The organism is Terrihabitans aquatilis, from assembly GCF_052542005.1.
This window is the reverse complement of record NZ_JBOCUO010000002.1, coordinates 15,922-39,637: the sequence shown is the minus strand read 5'-3', so window position 1 is coordinate 39,637 and position 23,716 is coordinate 15,922. Positions and strand designations below refer to the sequence as shown.

Sequence of the window (23,716 nt, the reverse complement as noted above, 5' to 3'; positions counted from 1 at the left end):
GCGTCGGCGTCATCTATCCTTTTGCCATCGTCCATTCGAGCAGGGGAGGGCACATGACCACGTCACGTCGATCGCCCATCCCCGTTGCAGGTCGCGGCTAGGCTTCTGCCGCCGGACCACTAGCCGCTGTTGCGGCTTCATATCTCCTGTTCTTTCGGCGCAGCCGGCCCCGGCCTTGGCGCGCCCCTTTTGATGGACCGGCTTTGGCCGGATTGAACCATGACCCGATCCCGCTCCCGGCGATCGGACGCCATCGCGTCCGTTCTTGCCTTCACCTTCCGTCACTGGCGCCGTCAGCCCGGCCTGCTCGGGCTCATCGCCGGCACGATGATCGCCGCAACCCTCGCCGACATCGTCATACCGGTTTTTGCGGGTCGCCTCGTCGATGCCATGACGAACGATGCCAATGATCGCGACGCGGCACTTCAGGCAGCGCTGTGGGCGTTCGCGGGTATGGCCGTGCTCGGCTTCGCCATGCTCGTGCTGCGCCAGATCGCCTGGGGCGGCATCATTCCCTTCACGCTCCGCATCATCTCCGACGTGGGGCAGGACGCCTTCCAGCGCGTCCAGCGCTTTTCGTCGGACTGGCACGCCAACAGTTTTGCCGGATCCACCGTGCGCAAAATCACGCGCGGCATGTGGGCGCTCGACGTGCTGCACGATACGATCCTGCTGGCACTGCTGCCCTCGCTCATCGTTCTCCTCGGCACCATGGTCTTGCTGGGTGCGCACTGGCCGATCATGGGGCTGGCCATGGGCGTCGGCAGCATTGCCTATGTCGGTCTTACCTTTGTGCTCGCCACGCGCTTCATCGCGCCGGCCGCGCGTTTGTCCAATCAATGGGACACGCGCATGGGCGGTACGCTTGCCGACGCGATGAGCTGCAATTCGGTCGTGAAATCGTTCGGTGCAGAAGACCGCGAGGATGCCCGGTTCGGTGCGGTCGTCGCCAAATGGCGGCGGCGGACGCGGCGCACCTGGGGCCGCCACAACATCGCGGCCGGCCTGCAGATTCTCGTCCTGCAGCTGCTGCGTCTCTCCATCACGGCGGTGGCCATCTGGCTTTGGTGGCAGGGCCGCGCCAGTCCGGGGGATGTCACCTACGTGCTCACCACCTATTTCGTGGTGCACGGCTATCTGCGCGACATCGGCATGCACATCAATCAGTTCCAGCGCTCGGTCAACGAGATGGAGGAACTCGTCGCTTTGCACGATGAGGCTTTGGGCGTGGAAGACGCGCCGGCCGCCGCGCTGATCCGCATCGCGCGCGGAGAAATCCGGTTCGAGCACGTCGCCTTTCATTATGGCGCCCACACCACGCCGCTCTATCGCGACATGGATGTCACCATCCATGCCGGCGAGCGGGTAGGCCTCGTCGGCCATTCCGGATCGGGCAAGACCAGTTTCGTCAAACTCATCCAGCGGCTCTACGACGTCACGGGCGGTCGCATCCTCATCGACGGGCAGGATATTGCGCAGGTCACGCAGATTTCGCTGCGTCGGCAGATTGCCATCGTCCAGCAGGAACCCATCCTGTTCCATCGTACCCTGGCCGAGAACATCGCCTATGCCCGGCCCGGCGCCTCCATGGCCGAGATCGAGAACGCAGCGCGTCTGGCCAATGCGGAAGGCTTCATCGCGCGCCTGCCGAAGGGCTATCAGACGCTCGTCGGAGAGCGGGGCGTCAAGCTTTCGGGTGGCGAGCGCCAGCGCATCGCCCTCGCCCGTGCATTTCTGGCCGATGCGCCGATCCTCATCCTCGACGAGGCCACGTCGAGCCTGGATTCCGAGTCCGAGGTGCTGATCCAGCAGGCGACCGAGCGATTGATGCAGGGCCGCACGGCGATCATCATCGCCCATCGTCTGTCTACCGTGCGCACGCTCGATCGAATCCTCGTGTTCGCGGATGGCGAAATCGTCGAGCAGGGCCGGCACGAGGAACTGGTGCAGAAGCCGGGCGGCCATTACCGTCGGCTGTTCGAGACGCAGGCCGGCACGGCGGCACTTTGAACAGGAGCGGCGCGTGGCATCTGCGACTGGGGTGAACGCGGCCGATCACGGCTTGATGCCTGACCGTCCGTCAGATCAGACCACCGCCTTGCAGAGAGCTGTCGACGCCGCGCAGCAAACGGCATTGCCGCTCTTCATCCCGAAGGGTGTCTACCGTGTCGGCACCGTCCGCATCACGGCCCCGCTCGCGGTCCAGGCGGCGCCCGGCGGTGCGGTGCTGACGGCCGCCCGTACCAGCCCGATGCTTGACATTGCGCCGGATGGCGACGGTCGGATCGGTCCCGTTCACCTCCATGGTCTCGTCATCGACGGGGAACACCGCCCCTTCTCTGACGGGGAGGAACCCGCGCTTATCCGCGCCCGGGACGTCGAGGATCTTATCGTCGAGAACGTCACGCTCAGAAATTCGTCCTCGTCCGGCCTTTATCTCGAGCGCTGTTCGGCACGCATCCGGGACAATTCCATCGAGAACGTCGCCGAAAGCGGCATCTTCACCCAGGATTGCGCCGGCCTCGTCATCCGCGACAATCGTATCCGCCGATGCGGCAACAATGGCGTCCGTTTGTTCCGCAGCCGGATCGGTGAGGAGAACGCCCTCATCACCGGCAACATCGTGGAGCACATTTCGGCAGGGCGCGGCGGCACCGGTCCCTACGGCAATGCCATCCTCGTCTTCCGTGGCAATCGCGTCACCGTGCGCGACAACAAGATCGCCGGTTGCGCCTTCTCGGCAGTGCGGCTCAACGCCTCCAGCGGCTCGCACATAATTGCCAATTCCTGTCGGGATTGTCGCGAAACCGCAATCTGGGTGGAGGCCCCGGGGCCGGAGCCCTATGAGGGAGGCATCGTCTCCGCCAACATAGTCGATGGCTGCGGTTCCGGCATCGCGGTGGTCAACATCAACAATGGCGGCCGCCGCGTGGTCATAAGCGACAATCAGATAACCAAGGCAGGTCCCAACACCATTTCAGGCGATGGCATCACCTACAGCACCTGGGGGCGTGGCATCAGCGCCGAGGCCGATGTGCTGGTTTCGGGCAACATGATTGAAAACGCGAGCGATTGGGGCATCTTCCTGTTTCCCGTCAATTTCGGCGCCTTGTCATCGATGAAACTCGTCGCGCAGGCCCAGAACAATGTGCTCAAGCACTGCGCCGGCGGCATCGGCTTCCACAAGGACGATGCCGAGTTCGGCCGTCTGCTGATCGGCGGCAACAGCGTGTACGGCTATGCCTCGAACGCCAAATTCGGCGCCATCGTGCCGGTCTCCTATGACGGTTCCACGGGCGAGGTCACGCGCCAGTCCGGCGCGTCCGACATCGGCAATGCGACGGAGAGCGGTTTCCCGAACGTGATGCTGTTCCAGAACCATGTCTTCAACTGAGGGGCAGGCCGCGCCTGCGCCTGTGCCTCGCCCCTCGCGGTTTGCGCGCCTTTTGCCGCGTGTCCTGCTGGGTCTTTGCGCAATTGCCCTCGCCACATTCGTTGCGGTGGAGCGCTATGCGCCGCTCGATCCGTCCGCCCAACCTCATCTCTTTACCGGCCTGCAATTGGCGCTCATGCGTGCCATGCCGGAGCGCTGTCCGGCGGCCCTCGCGCGTGCCGAGGGCATCAGCTTCACGCCCGCCCCGCGGCCCATGGAGAACGGCTGCGGCTATCCCGACGGTGTGCGCCTGCGCAGCACGAGGGTGGATTACGGCGGGCCGGTGCTGCTGGCGTGCCCGGCCGCCATCGCTCTCGTGATGTGGGAACGCCAGGTGGTTCAGCCGCAGGCGCGGCGCATCTTCGGCAAGCCCGTGGCCCGCGTGCAGACCTTCGGCACCTATTCCTGCCGCAACATCTACGGCCGGCAGAACGCGCGACGCAGCCAGCATGCCCGCGCCAACGCCATCGACATCGCCGGTTTCACGCTGGCGGGTGGAGAAGCGATCAGTGTCCGCCGAGACTGGACGGAAAGCGAAAAGAAGTCGGAATTCCTGCGTGCGGTTCGGCAGGGCGCTTGCGGCCCGTTCGGCACGGTGCTCTCACCGGATTACAACGCCGCCCACGCCGATCATTTTCATCTCGACATGGCAAATTGGCGGGTCTGCCGTTAGCGAGCCTTAAAGAGAAGCATGGGCTTTCGCACCCCACACCTTCTGCAGCTTGGCCTCACGTCCGCAGCCGATGAGGTACGATTTGTAATGCGCCGGATTGGTCCGGGCGAAATCCTGGTGCTCGGGTCCGGCCGGCGTGAAGGTCGATGCGGGTTGGATCTGGGTCGCGACGTCCGTCTTCAGCTCCGTCGCCACCTCGGCCTTCGATGCCTCCGCCTGTCGGCGCTCTTCCGCGCCGCCGACAAAGATCGCGGTGCGGTACTGCTCGCCGAAATCGCAGAATTGGCCGTTCGGACTGGTCGGATCGATGTCGTGCCAGAAGATGTCGAGGAGTTTGCCGTAGCTGATCTTGGCGGGATCGTATGTCACCTGCACGGCTTCGAGGTGCCCGGTGCCACCGTGTACCACCTCCTTATAGGTGGGGTTTTTCGTCGTGCCTCCCATGAAGCCAGATACGGCCGAAACCACGCCCGGCTTTCCATCGAAGGCCTTTTCGATCGACCAGAAACAGCCGCCGGCGAAAGTGGCGGTCCTCGTTTCCTGTGCGAAGGCGGGGGCGGCAATGCACGCCGCGGCGAGAGCAAAAGCGAGGCTGGCGGAACGGTAAGGAAGAAACGGCATGACGCTGTGTCCGGGTTGCGCCTTGAAGATAGGTGCAACCCCCGTCCACGGACATGCCGTCCTCTCTCAACTCGGCGTGATGCCCAGCCTTACTTCACCGTGTCGCGATGGTGCCGGTTCTCCACGAGATCGTGCACCACCGAGGGGTCGGCCAGCGTGGAGATGTCGCCCAGATTGCCGAAATCGTCCTCGGCGATTTTGCGCAGGATGCGGCGCATGATCTTGCCGGATCGGGTCTTCGGCAGGCCGGGCGCGAACTGGATCACGTCGGGCGTGGCGATCGGGCCGATCTCGTGCCGCACCCATTTCACCAATTCCTTGCGCAGGTCTTCGCCGCCATCCTCGCCGGCCATCAGGGTCACATAGGCATAGATGCCCTGGCCCTTGATCGTGTGCGGATAGCCCACGACAGCCGCTTCCGAGACTTTGGGATGCGCCACCAGCGCGCTCTCGATCTCGGCGGTGCCGAGGCGATGACCGGAAATGTTCAGCACGTCATCCACGCGGCCGGTGATCCAGTAATAGCCGTCGTCGTCGCGCCGGGCACCGTCCCCGGTGAAGTATTTGCCCTTGTAGGCCGAAAAATAGGTGTCCATGAAGCGCTGGTGGTCGCCATAGACCGTCCGCATCTGGCCCGGCCAGCTGTCGGTGATGACGAGGATGCCCTCGCAGGCCCCCTCCAGCACCTTGCCCTCGCCGTCGACGATTTCGGGCCGCACGCCGAAGAAGGGTTTGGTGGCCGAGCCGGGCTTCAGATGGGTGGCGCCGGGCAGGGGCGTGATCATGTGGCCGCCGGTCTCGGTCTGCCACCAGGTGTCGATCACGGGGCAGCGGCTGTCACCCACCACCTCGTAATACCAGTCCCAGACGTCCGGATTGATCGGCTCGCCCACCGTGGCCAGCAGCCTGAGGCTCTTGCGCGAGGTTTTCGTCACATGCTCGTCGCCCGCGCCCATCAGCGAGCGGATGGCCGTCGGGGCAGTGTAGAAGATGTTGACGGCGTGCTTGTCCACCACTTCCCAGCAGCGCGCCGGGCTCGGAAAGGTCGGCACGCCTTCGAACATCAGGGTGGTCGCGCCGTTGGCCAGCGGCCCGTAGATCACATAGGAATGGCCTGTCACCCAGCCGATGTCGGCGGTACACCAATAGATGTCGCCATCGTGGTAATCGAACGAGGTTCGGTGGGTGTAGCTGGCATAGACCAGATAGCCGCCCGTCGTGTGCAGCACCCCCTTCGGCGTGCCGGTCGAGCCGGACGTGTAGAGGATGAACAGCGGATCCTCCGCGCCCATCTCCTCGGGCGGGCATTCGGCGGAAACCCGGGCTGCCGCCTCGTCGTACCAGATGTCGCGGCCGTCCTTCATCGCCACGTCGCCGCCGGTGTGCCGCACCACGATCACGCGGCTCACATTCGGGCACCGCTCCAGCGCCTCATCGACATTGGCCTTGAGCGGGATCTTGCGGCCACCCCGCACGCCTTCATCGGCGGTCAGCACGAAATTTGAATCGCAATCGACGATGCGGTTGGCGATCGAATCCGGCGAGAAGCCGCCGAACACCACCGAATGCACGGCCCCGATCCGGGCGCAGGCCAGCATCGCGTAGGCCGCCTCGGGGATCGTCGCCATATAGATGGTCACGCGGTCACCGCTCTTGACGCCGTTGGCCTTCAGCACATTGGCGAAGCGGCAGACCTCCTCATAAAGCTCGCGATAGGTGATCTTGCGAACATTTCCGTTCGGATCGTCCGGTTCGAAGATGATGGCGATCTGGTCGGCACGGGTTGCGAGATGGCGGTCGATGCAATTGGCCGCCACGTTCAGCGTGCCGTCCTCGTACCATTTGATGGACACGGCATTCGGCGCGAACGAGGTGTTCTTCACCCGTGTGAAGGGCTTGATCCAGTCGATCCTGCGGCCGATCTCGCCCCAATAATCGTCCGGATCGCTGATCGAGCGCGCATATTGCGCCTCGTATTCCTGTTCATCCACCCAAGCCCGCTCGGCGGCCTCGCCCGTCACCGGATGGAGTTCAGACATGGTTCTCTCCCAACATGGCCCGGTACGATCCGGATCTCTTTCCGTGCCCATTATGAGGACAGGCCGTGTTGAGGCAAGGAAGCGTGCGGGCTGAATTCGTAATAATACGGGATGAAGAGAGCGCCATGGCGAAGCATTCGAGCCGGGCGGAAACAGAAATGCCCAGGACCGCGAAGGCACGCGCGCCTCTTGCGCGATGCGGCGCCGTTCCGGACCTGGGCAGATCGTGAAGTTCCCGAACCAGACAGGCCGCTTGATGCGGCCGGAGGGCGGATCGGTCGGAGTACATCCGTCCGTCCCAATCCCCTCGCCGCGATCCTTGGACCGCCGGGCGACGCCTCACCGTCTGGCTGGGTTAATGCTGATATGGTGAACGGTTGCCGGCTTACAAGGGCCGCCGCTCAGAAACCTCCGACCGCGCCCATGTCGCAGACGATCCGCCATTCCTCCTCGGTCACCGGCTGCACCGAAAGCCGCATCGAGGTGACCAGCGACATTTTGGAAAGCTCCGGCGTTGCTTTCACGACGGCAAGCGTCACCGGCTTCGGCACTTCGGTTAGCGCCCTTATGTCCACGCACTCCCATGTTCCGGTCATATCCGTGGAATCCGGATGTGCCTTGGCGCACACCTCGACAATACCGACCACATCCTTCGTGGCATTGGAATGATAGAAGAAGCCGCGGTCTCCGATCTCCATCGAGCGCATATGGTTGCGGGCCAGATAATTCCGCACCCCGTCCCATTCCTGCCCCGCTGCGCCCTTGGCTTTCAGGTCCTCGAAGGAAAAGACATCTGGTTCGGATTTGAACAGCCAGTATCGCATCATTCCTCTGCCTTCAGCGGACGCGCCAGAAGAGCTTCCATGGCCTCATCCACCGTGATTGCGCGTTCGAGTACGTCGCGCACGGCCAATGCGATGGGCAATTCCACGCCGTTTCGCTGACCGAGCGCAACGAGCGCCTGCGCGGTGAACGTGCCCTCGGCAAGCTTGTCCGGTGGATTCTCGCCGCGCCCGATGGCAAGGCCGTAGCTGAAATTTCGGGATTGCTCGGAGGTTGCCGTCAACACGAGGTCGCCCAGCCCGGACAAGCCCATCAATGTTTCCGGGCGGGCGTCGATCGCCGCTCCCAGCCGCCGCAATTCTGCGAAGCCGCGCGCGATCAGGGCCGCGCCCGCGCTTGCGCCAAGGCCTCGCCCCGCCGCGATGCCTGCGCCGATGGCCAGCACGTTTTTTGCCGCCCCGCCGATCTCGACGCCTCGGACATCGTCGGACCGGTAGAGCCTGAGACCCGCCGAGGCGAGGCTCGCGGATAGGTCTGCGGCCAGCCACTCGTCATCGGCGGCCAAGGTCACGGCCGTCGGCAGGCCTCGCGCCACATCGGCCGCGAAGCTCGGTCCTGACAGAACGGCGACGGGATGATTGGGGAGCGCCTCCCGCAACACGTCCGACATGAAGGCCAAGGTGCCGCGTTCGATGCCCTTCGCGCAGGAAATGACGGGGATACCCACCTTCAGATGGCGCTCGACAGTGCCTGCGGCCGCGCGCATGGCTTGCGACGGCACCACCATCAGCACGGCGTCCGCATCGCTCAGATCCTCGACATCTCCCGTCGGCGTCACTGCCGGTTCGAGGGAGACGCCCGGCAGATAACGCTCGTTGGAGCGTGCCTCGATCAAATGATCGGCCTGTTCGCGGTTGGCTTCCCACAGCACCACATCCCGCCCGGCCCGGGCTGCCGCGTTGGCAAGCGCCGTGCCCCAGGCGCCGCCGCCCACCACGCCAATGGTCGCAAAATCGGTCATGCACGTGCTCCCGGCAGGGCCGAAGCCGCATCGAGCGGCCAGCGTGCGCGCGGTGCGAAATCCAGCGGGTCGGTCAGTCCCAGTGCGAGCCGTTCCGCTCCCGCCCAGGCGATCATGGCGCCATTGTCGCCGCAGAGGTCGAGCGGCGGGGCGACCAGGGGAATACGGAACTGGTCGGCCACGTGGAGCAGATTGCGGCGCATGGCGGAATTGGCCGCCACGCCTCCGGCGACGACCAGAGCGTTCGGCTGGCCGTATTCGCCGATGAAGATCTGGGTGGCCAGGCGCACCCGGTCCACCACCATGTCGATCACCGCCTTCTGGAACGACGCGCAAAGATCGCACACATCGCGTTCGGTCAGCGGTGCGATGCGTTCGGCCTCGACCCGCACGGCCGTCTTCAGACCGGCCAGGGAGAAATTGGGCTCCGGGCGCCCCACCATCGGGCGAGGGAATGCGAAGCGCGCCGGATCACCGCGAAGCGCCGCATGTTCGACCTCGGGTCCGCCGGGATAATCGAGCCCCAGCAGCTTTGCCACCTTGTCGAAGGCCTCACCGATGGCATCGTCGATCGTGGTGCCCAGCCGCTTGTACTGACCGACGCCGCGCACGGCGAGCAGCTGCGTGTGTCCGCCCGAAACGAGCAGCAGCAGATAGGGAAAACGCACGCCGTCCGTCATCCGCGCCGTCAAGGCGTGTCCTTCCAGATGGTTCACGGCCAGGAAGGGCTTTCCGCTGGCGAAGGCGAGGGCCTTGGCTGTGGTCAGGCCGACGATGACGCCGCCGATCAATCCGGGGCCGGCGGCAGCCGCGATGCCGTCGATGTCCGACATCGTCAGTTCGGCCCCGTCGAGCGATTGCTGAATGATTCGGTCCAGCGCATCGACATGAGCGCGCGACGCGATTTCGGGAACGACGCCGCCATATGCGGCATGCTTTTTCACCTGCGACAGAACGACGTTGGACAAGGTGCGCCCGCGGCCCTCTTCATACTCGACGATGGCAGAGGCGGTCTCGTCGCAGGTGGTCTCGATGCCGAGAACGCGCATGGCATGATCCAGAGAAAGGGTGCGGCAAGGGTTCAGGAATGCCGCGCCACCCTATAATCTGTAGTCCCGCATCACAACGCTTTAGCGGATCCTCATGAGCACACCCTTCCTTCGTCTCGGTACGCGCGGCAGTCCGCTGGCCCTGTGGCAAGCCCGAGCCACCCAGCGTGCATTGGCCGAGGCGCACGGCGTCGCGTCCGATGACATCGAGATCGTGGTCGTCCGCACCACCGGAGATCAGGTCCGGGATCGCCCGCTGGCGGATGTTGGCGGCAAGGGGCTGTTCACGAAGGAGATCGAGGAAGCGCTGTTCGACAGGCGAATCGATCTCGCCGTCCATTCCGCCAAGGATGTGCCGACCTTCCTGCCGGACGGTCTGGTTCTGGCGGCCTGTCTTCCGCGCGCCGACGTCCGTGACGCCTTGATCGCGCCGCAGCACGGTACGATCGATGCGCTTCCCGAAGGGGCCGTGGTCGGAACGGCCTCGGTGCGGCGTGGCGCCATGCTCAAGCATTTGCGGCCCGACATCCAGACGGTGCTGCTGCGCGGCAATGTCGAGACGAGGCTCCGCAAAGTGGAAAGCGGCGAGATGCACGCCACCCTGCTGGCCCTGGCTGGACTGACCCGGCTCGGGCTCGAAGCCCACGCCACCGAAATCCTTGAGCCCGAGCGCTTCCTGCCGGCATCGGGGCAGGGCACGGTGGCCATCGAGATCAGGGCGGATGACGGAAGGACCGCGGAATTGCTGGCCGCCATCGATCACGGGCCGACCCATTTTTCGCTTCTCGCGGAGCGCGGTTTTCTGGCGGCTCTCGATGGATCGTGCCGCACGCCCATCGGCGGCCATGCGGCCATCGAGGACGATCATCTCGATCTGAGAGGTCTCGTCATCGAGCCGGAGGGCCGGGCGTCCTGGACGGTCCGCCGCGAAGGATCGGCGTCGGATGCGGAAAAGATCGGCCGCGACGCCGGGGAATATCTGCTGGCCCAGGTGCCCCCCGGCATCATCGTCAGCGAAAGGGTGTGAGATGCGGCTGCTCGTGACCCGGCCGGAACGGCCAGCCGTGCGCACGGCCGAGCGCCTTCGCGCCATGGGCCACGAGCCGGTGTGCGAGCCCTTGCTGAGCCTTCGTTTCGCACCGCCCGCGCGGCTGCTCGGCGCAATGGTGCCCGACGGCGTCATCCTCACCAGCGCCAATGCCGCGCGGGCCATCGCCTCGCATCAGGATCTGGCCCGGCTGGTGCCTCTGAAACTGTGGACGGTGGGAGAACGCACCAGTCGGGCCGCCCGCGAACTCGGTTTTGGGAACCTGCAATCGGAGGCGCCCGATCTTGTCCGTCTGGCGGGGCTCCTTTTGAAGACCGCGCCCGCCCTGAACCTCCTGCATATCGCAGGCGAGGACCGGGCAGGTGATCTGGGAGCAATGATCGCCGGCGCAGGCCACGAGGTGGAGACCCTCGTCGTCTACAAGGCCGATCAAGAAGATGCGATCTCGGCGGAAACCAAGCGCGCGCTCGAGGCCGGCGAGATCGACGCCGTTCTGCATTATTCGGGCCGCACGGCCGCCGCTTATCTCCGGCTCACGGAGCCTTTCCTGGCGGCCGATCGGGCGCCGCCCTCTCACATCTGTCTCTCGGAGGCCGTGGCCGCACCGCTCCGAAAGCGCGGAGCCGATGTCCATGTTGCAACGGATCCGGATGAAAACGCATTGATGGCGTGTCTTCAGGGCGTGGCGGCGGCTCGCCAAGCGGCTGATGCCACGCTAGATAATCTCCGGGCTTCCACAACGAGGAATAGTATGTCCGATCCTGACACGCCACGCCCGGACAATGCCGACGAGCCTCGCCGCGCGAAAAAGCCCCGGCCGGCTGTTCTCGATCTCAAGGCAACCGAGATCGATGCGCCGAAAACGGGCCCTCTGGAAGTTGCGACGCCAGGCATCGATACGCCGCCCGAAGAGAATGCGGCCCTTGAGCCGGCCGCCAGCGTCGACGATCCGAAGGACATCGAAGCCATCCCGCCTGTGGAGAGCGGCGCCCCGGACGCATCTGGCGCTTCCGAGAGTCCCGCGGCCTCTCAGGCCGAATCCCAGCCGGAGCCGGAGCCCTTACCGGCTTCCGAGCCCGCCGCTGTGGAGGTTCCCGCATCGGACGCGGAACCCCGGACCTCGCTCGGCTCCCTGATTGGTGCGGGCGTTGCCGGCGCGGCCATTGCCATCGTGGCGTTTCTGCTGCTGGTGACATCCGAACTCATTCCGCTCACCAGCGCCGACAATCCGGCGCTCGGCAGCCGCATCGCCGCGGTTGAGAATGAAGTGCGGACCCTTGCCGCCCGTCCCCAGCAGGATGGTGATGGTGCTCGGCTCGATGAACTCGCGGCGAACCTGCAATCACTGCGCGCGCAGGTCGAAGCCTTGCCGGTTGCCGCTCCGGCCGCTCCCGAAAATGCCGCTCCGCAGGAAGATGGGCGGGTCGCAGCCTTGCAGCAGCAGCTGGCGGATCTGTCGAGCCGTCTCCAGGCTCTGGCGGATGCGCCCGCTCAGCCCGATCGCTCGGAGGCCGCCATCGCCGGCCTCGTCGGTCGCGTGGACCAGCTCGCGGCCCGTGTCGAAGCACCGCGCGAGCCCGATCCGGCAATCGCCCAAGCCAACGATCAGGCCCAGCAAGCCGCCAATCAGGCGCAGCAGGCCGTCCAGCAGGCGGGTGAAGCGGCCAATGTAGCGAAGGAAGCCGGAGATCGCGCCGCGCAGGCGTCCGAAGGCGCTACGCGTGCGATTGCCGAGGCCAAACGTCTGTCGGTTCTTGCATCGATTGCGTCCCTCGAGAACGCCATCATGCGGGGCGCGCCTTATGCGGGCGCCCTCCAGAACGCGCGTGAGCGTCTGCCCGAGAGCGTGGTCGCCACCCTTCAGGTCAATGCCGAAGGTGGCCTGCCCACTCTGGATGTTCTGGGCGCCGCGCTGAATGGGGCTCTGGAAGCTGCGCCTCGTCCGCAGGTGGCCCCCGGCGGCGGCTTTGTCGATCGCTTCGTCGAGGGTGCCCGTGGCCTTGTCCGGGTGCGGCCGGCGGACGGCTCGGCTCAGGAGGTGCAGGGCGACGACGCCTGGGCGGTGCGCACGCGCGTCCAGTCCCGCCTCGAACGGCGGGCTTATGCGGAAGCCCTGCAGGAATGGGATGCGCTGGATCAGGCGGCGAAGGACGCCACGCAGCGACAGGCGGAGGATCTTCGCCGCCGTCTCGCCGTGGATCAGGCACTGGATTCCGTTCGTTCCGAGGCCCTTCGAGCTGCGGAGACTGAGCAATGATCCGCATTCTCGCATTTCTCGTCGTCATCGCGCTGGCGACGCTTGGCGCGAGCTGGCTGATCGACCGGCCGGGCGCGATCACCATCGTGTGGCAGGGCATGCGGATCGACACGAGCGTTCCCGTAGCCGTGCTGGCCGTGGTGGTTCTGACCATCGCTCTCTTGCTGCTCTGGTGGTTTTTTCGAACGATTTTCCAAATCCCGGAATCGATTTCCGATTTCATGCGCGGCCGCCGCCGCAAGCGTGGCCTGAGCGCGGTGGCGCACGGGCTCGTCGCTATTGGCGTGGGCGACGGCCGGGCGGCGCGCCGCTCCGCGACGGAAGCTCGCCGTCTCATCGGTGACGAACCTCTGACGCTTCTTCTCCGTGCCCAGGCGGCCCAATTGTCGGGGGACCGCGCGGAGGCCGAAAATGCGTTCCGCTCCATGCTTGAGCGCGAAGAAACACGCTCCCTCGGCTATCGCGGCCTTTTCGTGGAAGCGCGCCGGCGTGGTGACGATCAGGACGCGCTCCAGGCGGCCCGGCACGCAGCCGAGGCCGATCCCCGTGTGCCGTGGGCGGGGCCGGCCTTGCTGGAGATGCAAAGCGCAGCCGGCGACTGGGACGGCGCGCTTCAAACCGTCGAGAGGAACGTTTCGGCGAAGACGACCGAACGCTCCATTGGCCGTCGGCAGCGCGCGGTTCTGCTGACTGCCAAGGCGATCGATCTGACGGATCTCAACCCGGAGGAGGCGCGCTCCTATGCCGTGGATGCGGTGAGCATCGCACCCGACCTCGTCCCGGCCGCCGCGCTCGCCGGTCGCTTGCTCGCAGAGGCCGGCGATTATCGAAAAGCCACGCGGATCGTCGAAAAGACCTGGAAGGCCCAGCCGCATCCCGATCTCGCCGAAGTCTATCTTCACATTCGGCCAGGAGATGCCGCTCTCGACCGCCTCAATCGCGCTCAGACACTTCATGATCGTGCGGCCGGCAATGTCGAAGGCAGCCTTGTCCTTGCTCGTGCCGCCTTGGACGCCCGGGAATTCGCGCTCGCCCGGCGTACCCTCCAGCCTCTTGTGGATGCGGGAGCGACCCGGCGCGTATGCCTGCTGATGGCGGAGCTCGACAAGGCCGAATTCCAGGACCGTGGGCGCGCTCGCGCATGGTTGGCACGCGCCCTCGTGGCCGCTCCGGATCCGGCCTGGATCGCGGATGGTGCGGTTTCCCAGGAATGGCAGCCCGTCTCGCCGGCCGGAAGGCTGGATGCCTATGTCTGGGAGGTGCCGGTCGAGCGTCTGTCGGCGGCCGACAGCCGGCTGATCGAACAGGAAATCGCCGAAGAGCAGGCCAGCGCAGACGACGAGCCTGTTCCGGAGGTTATGGCGGAAAGCGTGCCACCTCTGCAGGAAGCCGAGCCGGCATCGTCTGCTCAGCCTGTCGTTGCCGTCGAGCCGCCTTTGGAAGAACCCGCGCCGTCCCTTCCTCGGGCGCCAGCGGAGAAAACCAAACCGCCGTCTCGCGTGCCTCCTCAGGAAATCGTGCTCCCGCTCGGTCATGCACCCGACGATCCGGGCCCGGACACGGACGACGATCTGGATCGCCGGATCACGACGCGTGTCGGGCCCTGATTAATTGAAGCAAACGCTTGCCTTCTGCCCCGCTATTGGCTAGGAGGCGAGGGCGCTGCAGGGCGAAAATCGCCGCAATAGCTCAGCTGGTAGAGCACCTCATTCGTAATGAGGGGGTCGGGGGTTCGAATCCCTCTTGCGGCACCATTTCCACGCTTGCTCATGCGTGTTCCACCAAATGGACTGGTCCGGATCTCGGCACCTCGGTGTTATTTGTCCCACCAGATGAGCGTGCTTCGCGTTCTGAGCAAAAACCGAACGCCTCCGTTCTCCGCGATCAGGAAGCGTCGGATATTTCTTTGAAGATTGTACGCGAAGGATGCGTCGGGCAGCATCCAGCGGAAATCGCCCGCTGCCGCGTCCTCGTCCGGATACCACCGGGTGAAACCGTCAGGGATGTGCAGCACGTTCGGATCAAGGCCGCATTCGCACATTTCATTGAACAGGCGCACGAAGCCCGCCTGCGTGACGGGCTCTTCCTCAAGGATCGGTGCAATACCCTCCAGCAGCGCGCTGTGCAGCGCCCGTGTGCTCGGTCCTGAGAAAAGCATGAGGCAGACGCGTTCGTTCGCCGCGGCGTCCAGTTTCATCAAATCGTGCGGGCCGTTGAAGCGGGCTGCGACGACCACGTCGTGGCGTGGCAGATCGCGACCCACGCGGACCTTGTCCCAATCCGCGGCGACGACTTTGAGATTTGTATATTCCGCGTCCCATGCGTCACGCGTGAGCCGCGCGAGAAGACGGCTTGATCGGTCGAGAGCTGTGACACGCGCGGCGCGCCTCGCCATCGGCATGGCAAGACGGCCCGATCCTGCGCCGAGATCGAGCACGGTCTGGTCCGGGCGCAGGCCCAGCGCCTCGACCTGCGCGTTCGTGAAGGCCTCTCCCCAGGCTTGAGAGCCGATCGTATGTGTCGGACCAGTCCTCATGGGGCGCCGCCTGGGCGAGGGACATCTTGCGGCCTTTACGATGGATGGATGCGACGGACGAGGCCGCCGCATCTCGGATCGTTCAGAAGGTCAGCCGGGCATTCAGGAAGAAATTGCGCCCAGCCTCCGGGAAACCGTACTGCACGGAATATTCGTGGTCGAGGATGTTCCGGACACCCGCACCTGCCGTGAAATTATCGTTCACGCGGTATTCCGCGGAAAAATTGGCCAGCGCGTAACCGCCGGTCTCATAAAAGAGCCTCTCGAAGCGATCGCTCGAAAATCGAGAGGAATACATCTCCACGCTCGGTACCAGCGTAAAGCTGTCGAACGCCTCCCAGCGGGCGTAAAGGAAGCCGGAATGGCGCGGCGTCCCCACGGCCTCGATATTCGGGAATTCGGGTGAATTGATCTCGCGGTCGAGCAGCACGTAATGGCCGCCGAAAGTGAGATTGTCGCGCGCCTGCCATTCCGCCTTCAGCTCGATGCCCTTGTATGCGCCATCGCCGACATTCTGGTTCTGGGCGAATTGCTGTTCCCCGTCCGGATCATTCGGATCGATCACCGTCACGTTGACGCCTTGGATGACGTTGCGCACATCGCTGTAAAACACTGTGGCCCCGAGCTTCACGCCCTCATAGACCGTGTCCGACCAGCCGATCTCGTAATTCGTCGCGCGTTCCGCCTCCAGGTTGGAATTCGGCAAAGCCTCGCCGAAACGGGTGCTGAAGCGTTCCCACAGAGTTGGGAAGCGGGTGCGGTCGGAGACGCTGGCGTGCACCTCGCCCGTATCGCTGAGGCGATAGATGGCCGCCGCCTGCCAACTGAACGCGCCATCGCTCGTGTACGGATATTCGGAGACGATCCCGTCCTCGTAATCCTCGGCGCGCGTCAGATCGCGGTAGTCGTAGCTGATGCCCGCCACCAGATCGAGCCGGTCGGTGGCTCGGAAGGTGTTCTCCAGCGCAAACGACCAGGTGTCCTCTTCCTGCTCCGTCAGCGGGTCGAACGCCGCCGTTGCAAGGCCCGGCTGGTTGATGTTGCGCTTCTCGTGGTTGTCCCGGCGGAAATGCACCGCGCCCTTCAGCGTGTCGCGGGGGTGCAGATCAATGCCGGCCTCGACGCTGCCGCCATAGCTGGTCTCGTCGTAATAGCTGTCGAAAGATCGTCCCGTGGTGCGCGTCGTGAATGTTGAATCGTCGAACGCTGCCAGATGGTTGTCGAGCGTGTTGTAGAACACCTTGGTGTCGATATAGGCGGTCTCGCCCACTTCTGTGTGGGAGAGGAAGTAGATGTTCTGCACATCCCATTTCGGCCAGCGCCAATTGCGCTGATAGCTCGTGCCGGGCGGCTGGTTGGTGATGCCGCGCACAGGTTCGAACACGTTGTAGGGCGCCTGCTTCTCGCCTTCCTGCCGGGTGAAGCTCAGCACATATTCGTCGGTGTCGTTCGGCGTGTAGCCGGCCTTCAGGTTCACGCGCCAGTCCTCGGCTTCCGCGAAATCGCGGCGTCCGCCATCTTCCACCACGCCGGTGCCCACCGGCACGGCATCGTAATCGCGCGGCAGGAAGAATCCGTCGGTGCCGTGATAGGCGGCATTGCCCTGCACATAGATTTGGTCCTGGCGGCTGCCCAGGGAGAGGAAGCCGGTGCGGCCGGCAAGATCGCCGGTGTTGCCGAGGTCGATGCCGGTGCGCACCTCGCCCTCGAATTCGCGTGTCGGCTTGCGGGTCACGAGATTGATCGCGCCGCCCATGCCGCCGGGGCCGTTCAGCACCGACACATAGCCCTTCTGCACCTGTATTTCGGCAAGGTCGGGCGTAATGAAGCGGCCCAGATCGAGCCGGTTGTCGTACGGCAGATAGACGCGGATGCCGTCGATCGAGAGCGGCACCTGGAACAGGTCGAACCCGCGTACGAAGGCGATCTTCTCGTTGCGGCTGCCGCCAAAGCCCTCGACATAGACGCCCGGCACGATGGCGAGCGCGTCGTCCAGCGTGTTGCGATTGGTGGTATAGATGGTCTCGGCCGTCACCTTGTCCTGCGAGATCGCCTGTCCGGCCGTGCCGCCGCCGTTTCTGTCCTCGCCATCGACCACGATGGTGGCGAGAGGAATTTCGATCTGGCCGAGTTCCAGGGCCGCCGGAGCCGACCTGCGCGCACCGGCCGCCGTTGCGGCCTCGGGAGCCGTGCTTTGCGCAAGCGCCGGTCCCATTCCGACAAGAAGAGCCAACACCGAGCACGCGGTCGTATTCTGAAGATAACGCACGTTTTCCCCCACGCCTGCCCCCGCAAGCGAACGCGGGCCGCGCAGCACCCTTGCTGCAAATCTCGACATCGCAATATTTTTTCGGATATAACGAGTCGCAGCCGGCTGCAACGGATCTGCTTGGGGCTGATCTAGATCGCTCGCTACGTGTGATAATTTATATACGATAGAATATAGCGATCGACGCTGAGTTCGGACGTTGAACCATGTTGGCGGGCATAAGCACGGTGCATCCTTCTTCGTCACTGCTCGCAGTCGATGAAGCCCGGGCGCGGATCATCTGGGATCTGCCGGTCACGGCCAGCGAGCGCGTGCCGTTGGAGGAGGCCTTGGGGCGGATCGCGGCGCAGTGTCGTGGTGCACTCGCGCAATCGCCGCCTTTCGCCGTGTCCGCCATGGATGGTTATGCCGTCCGCGCTGCGGATGTCCCGCGTGGCGATACCATTCTGCGGCTTGCTGGCGAGGTCCGCGCCGGCATGACGATGCCCGGTGCTCTCGAAGAGGGGGCATGCCTGCGCATCTTCACGGGCGCGGCTGTACCTGGAGGCGCCGACAGCATCATCATCCAGGAAAATGCGGATCAGGAGGGGGCGCTCGTCCATTTCCGGACCGCGGCCATCCCGGGCGAGCACATCCGTCGGGCCGGCGGAAACCTCAAGGTGAGCCAGCTCTGCGTGGCGGCCGGCCGGCGCGCCGCCGGTGGACGTCGGCGGATTGGTTCCGGTTCTCCGCTTCGATGTGCTGGCAGGGTTCTGATATGGCTGTGCTGTGTGTCCCGGAATGCGGGCAGGCGGAGCAGGGCCCATGTCGCGTTTACAGATCAGGCTGTACTTCGATGACGGAAGCTGGATGGGTCCGGGCAAGGCGGCTCTTCTCGAGGCCATTGCGGAGCATGGTTCCATCTCGGCGGCAGGGCGCGCCATGAACATGTCCTACAAGCGGGCCTGGGATCTCGTCGCCGAAATGAATCGCATTTTTGGCGCGCCGGTTGCCCTCGGACATCTCGGCGGACGCAGCGGTGGTGGGGCCGAGCTGACGCCGCTCGGGCGTGATGTACTCGCACACTTTCGGGCCATGGAATTGGCAGCCGCAAAAGCGGCCAGCCTTCACATGCAAAGCCTGGAGCAGATGCGCCGTACACCAAACGACACTCATCCAGAAAAAGGAGAAGCATGATGAAGTTGAGCGCACGCAACGTTCTGGAAGGCACGGTCGTCGAGGTCGTGAAGGGCCAGACCACCGCGCATGTTCGGATCGACCTCGGGGGCGGAAAGATCGTTACCTCGTCGATCACCAATGAAGCCGTGGACGATCTCGGCCTGAAGGCCGGCGACACGGCCAGCGCCATTATCAAGGCCTCCGACGTCATGATCGGCAAATAACATGCGCACTCTCGTCGCCGCCGCGCTTGCCCTTCTGTTCGCCGGCGCGGCGGCGACGTGGGCACGCGATATCGAGGATGCGACCGGCCGCCGGTTCACCTTGCCCGACAAGGTGGAGCGGGTGTTTGCGGCAGGGCCGCCCGCGGGCCTTGTCATCTATTCCATGGCTCCGGGCAGCCTTCTCGGCTGGACCCGCGCGCTGTCCGCGGAGCAGCTGCGGATGCTGCCGAAAGATGCCGCGAAACCATCGACCGGCCGGCTGACCGGGCGCGGCGGCGAAGCGAATTTCGAGGCGGTACTGCGTCTCGATCCCGAAATCATCATCGATCTCGGCTCCACCGACCAGACCTATGTGTCGCTGGCCGAGCGCGTCCAGCAGACGACGGGCGTGCCGCATTTGCTCTTCGACGGGCGGCTAATGGCCTTGCCGGCGACGTATCGTCTACTCGCAGCGGCGCTTGGAGCCCCGGCGGCCGACGAGCAGGCGCAATGGATCGAGACGCGGCTCGACAAGATCCGCGATGCGCTCGCCGGCCTGGCCGAGGGTGATCGCCCGCGCGTCTATCTTGCCCGCGGCCCCGAAGGGCTGGAGAGCGGCCGGCCTGGCTCTATCACCGGCGAGATCATCGAGATCGCGGGCGGGCGCAACGCCGTGCCGCTGGGCGGAGGCGGGCTCGTCACGATCTCCCTGGAACAGCTGCTGAGCTGGAATCCGGACATCATCGTCGCGCTCGACCCTTCGTTTTACGAAGCCGCTCGGAACGATCCCCTGTGGCAGCAGGTGCGGGCGGTGCGCGAGGGCCGGATCGTTCTTTCCCCGCAGGAGCCCTTTCCCTGGGTTGATTATCCCCCAAGCGTGAACCGCGCGCTCGGTGCCGTCTGGATGGCTGCTCTCCTCCATCCCCAGCGGATGCACACGAACATCCGTTCCGAGGCAGAGGACTTCTACCGCCTGTTCTACCATCGCACACCGACGTCGGATGAGCTTGATCGGCTGCTGGCGCACGCCGTCTTTCGATGAGCGCGCGGGCGTTCTGGAGCTACGGTCTCCCTGTTCTCCTGCTCATGATTGCCGGCGCGTTCGCGTTCGGCGCTTATCCGGTCTCGGGCGTGGATCTCGGCCATTGGCTTGCCTGGCGGCTGGGCATCTCCGACCAGCCGACGGGTGCCGTGGTGGCGGTCGTCGAGAACATCCGGGGGCCGCGCATCCTCGCCGCACTGCTGATCGGTGCGTCGCTGGCGACGGCCGGCGCAGCCTATCAAAGCCTGTTCCGTAATCCGCTCGTCTCACCGGACCTGCTCGGTGTCTCGTCGGGAGCGGCGCTCGGGGCCGTGCTTGGCATTTTCCTGGGCCTGCCCATTCTCGGCATCCAGCTTGCCTCGTTCGGGGGCGGGCTCGTCGCGGTGGTCGCCGTCTATCTCATGGCCTTGACCATGCATCGGCACGATTCTGTGCTTGTGCTGATCCTTACCGGCATAGTTATCGGCACATTGTTCGGTGCGGCCCTGTCCATGCTGAAAGTGCTGGCTGACCCCTACAATCAGCTGCCGGCCATCACCTTCTGGCTGCTGGGCAGCCTGTCCGGGGTGCGCTCCCACGAAGCGTTGATCCTCCTCCCCGTCGTATTGATGGCGCTCGTCCCGCTGCTCCTGCTGCGCTGGCGTATCGATGTGATGACCCTCGGAGACGAGGAGGCCCGGGCGCTGGGCATCGATACGCGCCGCACACGTCTTGTGGTGATCGTCTGCGCCACGCTTCTCACCGCCGCATCGGTCTCCATCAGCGGCATCATCGGATGGGTCGGCCTCGTCATACCCCATCTGGCGCGGCTCACCCTCGGCCCCGCTTTCGCTCGACTGGGCCCTGCGTCGGCCCTCTTCGGCGCCGTTTTCCTGTTGCTGGTGGACACGATCGCGCGCAGCGCGGCGGATGTCGAAATCCCTCTTGGCGTACTGACGGCCCTGGTCGGCGCACCGATCTTCATCGCCATCCTTGCCGCATCCTCGCGACAACAGGCAGCCGGATGAGCACACCACTCTTACAAATCGAAAACCTATCCTTCGGCCCCGCAGGGCGGACGTTGGCAAAAGGTGTGAATGTTCGACTCGAAGCAGGAGAGGTTTTGGCTCTGCTCGGCCCAAATGGGGCAGGCAAGACCACATTCCTCAAGACCCTGTTGCATCTCCAGCCGCCTCCGGTGGGCCGGGTTAGCGTGTACGGTGAGGACATTGCCAATTGGTCGCCAGCCCGTCGTGCCATGAGCCTCGCTTATGTGCCGCAGAGCAGCGGCGGACAATTCGCTTTTTCCGTTCTTGACACGGTGCTGATGGGTCGCACAGCCCGCCGCTCCATGCTTGAAGGTCCTACTAGCGCCGACCATGATGCGGCTTATGCGGCGCTGAATGATCTCGGAATATCTCACCTTGCAGGGCGCAGGTTTACGGGGATCAGCGGCGGCGAACGGCAGCTTGTTCTTATCGCACGTGCACTTGCGCAAGAAGCGCGCATTCTTGTGTTGGATGAGCCGACTGCAAGCCTCGATTTTGCTAATCAAGAGCGCGTGTTGGCGGTTTTGTCCTGGTTGGCCAAACGGAATTTTGCGGTGCTGTTTTCAACGCACCATCCTGATCAGGCTTTCTCTGTGGCCCATAACGTTCTGCTCCTTAGTCGATGTGGAGAAATCCTCCAGGGTCCGGCACTCGAAACAATGACGGAAAGTAATCTTACCCGTCTCTACGGAACCGCAGTCGTCATCAAAATATTTTGCGGTAAAGTTGTCTGTTTTACTAATGATTATGAGAAGCACTCAATCTACGATTGATGCGCCGTTTCATCAGATCTTTGAGTCGGCGAGACTTTGTAGAGGCGCCCGGTGATTGGCCCGCCCACCTGATTTCATTGGCCGCGTGCGCACGCCTTGCGGCGAGCGCAGCCAGTGCCCCGTCGCCCACTCGAAGATGGCCCTGCGTGTTTTGGAAACTGAGGAGTCTTCGCGTGTTGTGCTGACCGGGCTGAAATCGGGAGATCTATTCCAGATTTGTATTGGATGAATCTGGCCCGGCGCGACCTCGTTCCAAAATCCCGATTATGAAGGCAATCTGCGTGGCATCTTCGCCGTCCGCTCAACGGTGCGGCCAATTCAATCGCGGTAAGCGTCACCATCAATTCGGGATATCGATCATGTAGAGGGCATTGTTAAGGTTGGATCTCTGGCTGCGTGGACCGAATACCATGACGGGATCTGAAGCCCGGCCATCGTCCTCAATTGCGTGATCTCGTGCGGAGAGCTTCGTCAGCCGATACGAGTATCGTTGCTGCTCATATTTGAGGACCGATCCGTGCGGTTCCGCTTGCTTCCCGCAATGGTTGAAGTTCTACTCTGATTCATGCCTCGATCGATGGTTCGAGGCGAAGGCCGAATAGCCGTCAGAGCTTGGTCTTATTGAGGGAACAGGAGGCAACGCCATGCTGAACCGCCGTAAATTTATTCGAGCCGCCGCGCTGGGTGCAGGAAGCACCGCCTTGGCTGCACCGGCCATTGCGCAGACGACGCCGAAGATCCAGTGGCGTTGTACGTCATCGTTTCCAAAATCGCTCGATACCATTTATGGCGGCGCGGCGGACCTCGCGACCTTCGTCCGAGAGGCCAGCGACGGAAATTTCGATATTCAGGTCTTCGCCGCAGGCGAAATCGTGCCAGGGCTTCAAGCGGCTGACGCTGTGATCAACGGCACTGTTCAGATGTGTCACACTGCCGCCTACTATTACGTCGGCAAGGATCCCACATGGGCACTCGGCGCCGCAGTTCCATTCGGCTTGAATGCTCGCGCAATGCAGGCTTGGCTGCATTATGGTAACGGCATTAATCTTTTGAATGAATATTTCGAGCCGCAGGGACTACATTATCTGCCCGGGGGTAACACCGGTACTCAGATGGGCGGCTGGTTTCGCCGCGAGATCCGATCAGTTCAGGACTTGAGCGGACTGAAAATGCGTATCGCCGGTCTTGCGGGCGAAGTCATGGGCAAGCTTGGTGTCGTGCCGCAGCAGGTTGCCGGGGGCGACATTTATCCGTCTCTCGAGCGCGGTACGATCGATGCTGCTGAATGGATCGGTCCTTATGACGATGAAAAACTAGGTTTTGTCAAAGTTGCCCCGTTTTACTATTATCCAGGCTGGTGGGAAGGCAGCCTGGAACTGAACTTTTTCGTGAACAAGCAGCAGTTCGATGCTCTTCCGAAGACATATCAGAGCTTGCTCGGCACGGCGGCGCGTGCGGCAACTGTAGAGATGTTGGCAGAGTACGATTATAAGAATCCTGCAGCTCTTAATCGGCTACTGGCTTCGGGGGCGCAATTAAGGCCTTACCCTCAAGACGTCATGGCGGCCTCATTCAAGGCAGCTCAAGAAGTCTATGCTGATATCACAAGCAAGAATGCAGCCTTCAAAAAGATTTACGACTCGATGGTGTCGTTCCGCGCCGATGCTTTCCTGTATCAACAGGTTGCCGAGTATACGTTTGATACTTTCATGATGCTGCGGCAGCGCGAGGGTGCACTCAAGCCCTCCGGAGGGTGACGGTCTCGGACGTAATGGCTTCCGCG

General features: G+C 63.9%; 20 protein-coding genes and 1 tRNA gene. 14 read left to right on the top strand and 7 right to left on the bottom strand.

Annotation, left to right across the window (positions count from 1 at the left end):
• The first annotated feature begins 219 nt into the window (after positions 1-219).
• From ACQ6S1_RS06145 to ACQ6S1_RS06135, 3 genes are read left to right on the top strand one after another with little or no spacing between them, the layout of a single operon-like run.
• Entirely contained in the window at positions 220-2,010 is a 1,791-nt protein-coding gene (locus tag ACQ6S1_RS06145) for an ABC transporter ATP-binding protein (RefSeq protein ID WP_445040309.1), read from the top strand.
• A gap of 13 nt (positions 2,011-2,023) precedes the next feature.
• On the top strand, positions 2,024-3,394 hold the full coding sequence (locus ACQ6S1_RS06140; RefSeq protein WP_445040308.1) for a TIGR03808 family TAT-translocated repetitive protein: 1,371 nt from the start codon (positions 2,024-2,026) through the stop codon (positions 3,392-3,394).
• A complete protein-coding gene (locus tag ACQ6S1_RS06135; RefSeq protein ID WP_445040307.1) occupies positions 3,381-4,106 on the top strand; it encodes an extensin-like domain-containing protein in 726 nt (241 codons plus the stop codon). Before ACQ6S1_RS06140 ends, ACQ6S1_RS06135 begins: the two co-directional genes overlap by 14 nt.
• A gap of 6 nt (positions 4,107-4,112) precedes the next feature.
• Here ACQ6S1_RS06135 and msrA read toward each other — a convergent pair whose 3' ends face one another.
• From msrA to tsaD, 5 genes are all read right to left on the bottom strand, one after another.
• Complete coding sequence (gene msrA / locus ACQ6S1_RS06130; RefSeq protein ID WP_445040306.1) at positions 4,113-4,727, bottom strand: peptide-methionine (S)-S-oxide reductase MsrA; 615 nt, start codon at positions 4,725-4,727, stop codon at positions 4,113-4,115.
• 89 nt (positions 4,728-4,816) lie between these two features.
• Entirely contained in the window at positions 4,817-6,766 is a 1,950-nt protein-coding gene (gene acs / locus ACQ6S1_RS06125) for an acetate--CoA ligase (RefSeq protein ID WP_445040305.1), read from the bottom strand.
• 401 nt (positions 6,767-7,167) lie between these two features.
• The gene (locus ACQ6S1_RS06120) at positions 7,168-7,590 is read right to left on the bottom strand and encodes an EVE domain-containing protein (protein ID WP_445041223.1); all 423 of its coding nucleotides are present in this window, start codon (positions 7,588-7,590) and stop codon (positions 7,168-7,170) included.
• Positions 7,590-8,570: an NAD(P)H-dependent glycerol-3-phosphate dehydrogenase gene (locus tag ACQ6S1_RS06115; RefSeq protein WP_445040304.1), complete on the bottom strand. Its 981-nt coding sequence runs from the start codon at positions 8,568-8,570 to the stop codon at positions 7,590-7,592. Before ACQ6S1_RS06115 ends, ACQ6S1_RS06120 begins: the two co-directional genes overlap by 1 nt.
• A complete protein-coding gene (tsaD, locus tag ACQ6S1_RS06110; protein WP_445040303.1) occupies positions 8,567-9,619 on the bottom strand; it encodes a tRNA (adenosine(37)-N6)-threonylcarbamoyltransferase complex transferase subunit TsaD in 1,053 nt (350 codons plus the stop codon). Before tsaD ends, ACQ6S1_RS06115 begins: the two co-directional genes overlap by 4 nt.
• Positions 9,620-9,713: 94 nt before the next feature.
• Between tsaD and hemC the strand changes: the two genes are divergently transcribed.
• From hemC to ACQ6S1_RS06090, 4 genes are all read left to right on the top strand, one after another.
• Positions 9,714-10,646 (top strand): hydroxymethylbilane synthase, encoded by a 933-nt coding sequence (hemC, locus tag ACQ6S1_RS06105; RefSeq protein ID WP_445040302.1) that lies wholly within the window; start codon positions 9,714-9,716, stop codon positions 10,644-10,646.
• A 1-nt stretch (position 10,647) separates the two neighbouring features.
• Positions 10,648-12,924 carry a uroporphyrinogen-III synthase gene (locus ACQ6S1_RS06100; RefSeq protein ID WP_445040301.1) on the top strand — a complete coding sequence of 759 codons (2,277 nt, stop codon included), beginning with the start codon at positions 10,648-10,650 and terminating at the stop codon, positions 12,922-12,924.
• On the top strand, positions 12,921-14,531 hold the full coding sequence (locus ACQ6S1_RS06095; protein ID WP_445040300.1) for a heme biosynthesis protein HemY: 1,611 nt from the start codon (positions 12,921-12,923) through the stop codon (positions 14,529-14,531). Before ACQ6S1_RS06100 ends, ACQ6S1_RS06095 begins: the two co-directional genes overlap by 4 nt.
• Positions 14,532-14,602: 71 nt before the next feature.
• A tRNA-Thr gene (locus ACQ6S1_RS06090) sits at positions 14,603-14,678 on the top strand.
• 62 nt (positions 14,679-14,740) lie between these two features.
• Here ACQ6S1_RS06090 and ACQ6S1_RS06085 read toward each other — a convergent pair.
• Together ACQ6S1_RS06085 and ACQ6S1_RS06080 are read right to left on the bottom strand one after the other, a co-directional pair.
• A complete protein-coding gene (locus tag ACQ6S1_RS06085) occupies positions 14,741-15,460 on the bottom strand; it encodes a class I SAM-dependent methyltransferase (protein WP_445040299.1) in 720 nt (239 codons plus the stop codon).
• Between the two features lie 82 nt (positions 15,461-15,542).
• A complete protein-coding gene (locus ACQ6S1_RS06080) occupies positions 15,543-17,729 on the bottom strand; it encodes a TonB-dependent receptor plug domain-containing protein (protein WP_445040298.1) in 2,187 nt (728 codons plus the stop codon).
• A 206-nt stretch (positions 17,730-17,935) separates the two neighbouring features.
• On the opposite strand from ACQ6S1_RS06080, the gene ACQ6S1_RS06075 reads away from it, so the two are divergent.
• The 7 genes from ACQ6S1_RS06075 to ACQ6S1_RS06045 all read left to right on the top strand — a co-directional run bounded on the left by ACQ6S1_RS06075 (position 17,936) and on the right by ACQ6S1_RS06045 (position 23,690).
• Positions 17,936-18,568 (top strand): MoeA family protein, encoded by a 633-nt coding sequence (locus tag ACQ6S1_RS06075; RefSeq protein ID WP_445040297.1) that lies wholly within the window; start codon positions 17,936-17,938, stop codon positions 18,566-18,568.
• Positions 18,534-18,905: a winged helix-turn-helix domain-containing protein gene (locus tag ACQ6S1_RS06070; protein ID WP_445040296.1), complete on the top strand. Its 372-nt coding sequence runs from the start codon at positions 18,534-18,536 to the stop codon at positions 18,903-18,905. Before ACQ6S1_RS06075 ends, ACQ6S1_RS06070 begins: the two co-directional genes overlap by 35 nt.
• Positions 18,905-19,111, top strand: a complete 207-nt coding sequence (locus tag ACQ6S1_RS06065; RefSeq protein WP_445041222.1) for a TOBE domain-containing protein — start codon at positions 18,905-18,907, stop codon at positions 19,109-19,111. Before ACQ6S1_RS06070 ends, ACQ6S1_RS06065 begins: the two co-directional genes overlap by 1 nt.
• A 1-nt stretch (position 19,112) precedes the next feature.
• Positions 19,113-20,132 carry an ABC transporter substrate-binding protein gene (locus ACQ6S1_RS06060; protein WP_445040295.1) on the top strand — a complete coding sequence of 340 codons (1,020 nt, stop codon included), beginning with the start codon at positions 19,113-19,115 and terminating at the stop codon, positions 20,130-20,132.
• Positions 20,129-21,139, top strand: coding sequence for a FecCD family ABC transporter permease (locus ACQ6S1_RS06055; RefSeq protein ID WP_445040294.1), 1,011 nt, complete (start codon positions 20,129-20,131; stop codon positions 21,137-21,139). Before ACQ6S1_RS06060 ends, ACQ6S1_RS06055 begins: the two co-directional genes overlap by 4 nt.
• Entirely contained in the window at positions 21,136-21,933 is a 798-nt protein-coding gene (locus tag ACQ6S1_RS06050) for an ABC transporter ATP-binding protein (protein WP_445040293.1), read from the top strand. Before ACQ6S1_RS06055 ends, ACQ6S1_RS06050 begins: the two co-directional genes overlap by 4 nt.
• A gap of 647 nt (positions 21,934-22,580) precedes the next feature.
• Positions 22,581-23,690: a TRAP transporter substrate-binding protein gene (locus ACQ6S1_RS06045; protein ID WP_445041221.1), complete on the top strand. Its 1,110-nt coding sequence runs from the start codon at positions 22,581-22,583 to the stop codon at positions 23,688-23,690.
• Positions 23,691-23,716: the final 26 nt, after the last annotated feature.

What these genes read in the sequence shown, in the direction of transcription:
- acs (WP_445040305.1), bottom strand. Translation starts at nt 6,766, where the DNA reads ATGTCTGAACTCCATCCGGTGACGGGCGAGGCCGCCGAGCGGGCTTGG.
- ACQ6S1_RS06100 (WP_445040301.1), top strand. Translation starts at nt 10,648, where the DNA reads ATGCGGCTGCTCGTGACCCGGCCGGAACGGCCAGCCGTGCGCACGGCC.
- msrA (WP_445040306.1), bottom strand. Translation starts at nt 4,727, where the DNA reads ATGCCGTTTCTTCCTTACCGTTCCGCCAGCCTCGCTTTTGCTCTCGCC.
- ACQ6S1_RS06095 (WP_445040300.1), top strand. Translation starts at nt 12,921, where the DNA reads ATGATCCGCATTCTCGCATTTCTCGTCGTCATCGCGCTGGCGACGCTT.
- ACQ6S1_RS06065 (WP_445041222.1), top strand. Translation starts at nt 18,905, where the DNA reads ATGAAGTTGAGCGCACGCAACGTTCTGGAAGGCACGGTCGTCGAGGTC.
- ACQ6S1_RS06070 (WP_445040296.1), top strand. Translation starts at nt 18,534, where the DNA reads ATGTCGCGTTTACAGATCAGGCTGTACTTCGATGACGGAAGCTGGATG.
- ACQ6S1_RS06075 (WP_445040297.1), top strand. Translation starts at nt 17,936, where the DNA reads ATGTTGGCGGGCATAAGCACGGTGCATCCTTCTTCGTCACTGCTCGCA.
- ACQ6S1_RS06145 (WP_445040309.1), top strand. Translation starts at nt 220, where the DNA reads ATGACCCGATCCCGCTCCCGGCGATCGGACGCCATCGCGTCCGTTCTT.
- ACQ6S1_RS06055 (WP_445040294.1), top strand. Translation starts at nt 20,129, where the DNA reads ATGAGCGCGCGGGCGTTCTGGAGCTACGGTCTCCCTGTTCTCCTGCTC.
- ACQ6S1_RS06060 (WP_445040295.1), top strand. Translation starts at nt 19,113, where the DNA reads ATGCGCACTCTCGTCGCCGCCGCGCTTGCCCTTCTGTTCGCCGGCGCG.
- ACQ6S1_RS06135 (WP_445040307.1), top strand. Translation starts at nt 3,381, where the DNA reads ATGTCTTCAACTGAGGGGCAGGCCGCGCCTGCGCCTGTGCCTCGCCCC.
- ACQ6S1_RS06115 (WP_445040304.1), bottom strand. Translation starts at nt 8,570, where the DNA reads ATGACCGATTTTGCGACCATTGGCGTGGTGGGCGGCGGCGCCTGGGGC.
- hemC (WP_445040302.1), top strand. Translation starts at nt 9,714, where the DNA reads ATGAGCACACCCTTCCTTCGTCTCGGTACGCGCGGCAGTCCGCTGGCC.
- ACQ6S1_RS06050 (WP_445040293.1), top strand. Translation starts at nt 21,136, where the DNA reads ATGAGCACACCACTCTTACAAATCGAAAACCTATCCTTCGGCCCCGCA.
- ACQ6S1_RS06120 (WP_445041223.1), bottom strand. Translation starts at nt 7,590, where the DNA reads ATGCGATACTGGCTGTTCAAATCCGAACCAGATGTCTTTTCCTTCGAG.
- ACQ6S1_RS06085 (WP_445040299.1), bottom strand. Translation starts at nt 15,460, where the DNA reads ATGAGGACTGGTCCGACACATACGATCGGCTCTCAAGCCTGGGGAGAG.
- tsaD (WP_445040303.1), bottom strand. Translation starts at nt 9,619, where the DNA reads ATGCGCGTTCTCGGCATCGAGACCACCTGCGACGAGACCGCCTCTGCC.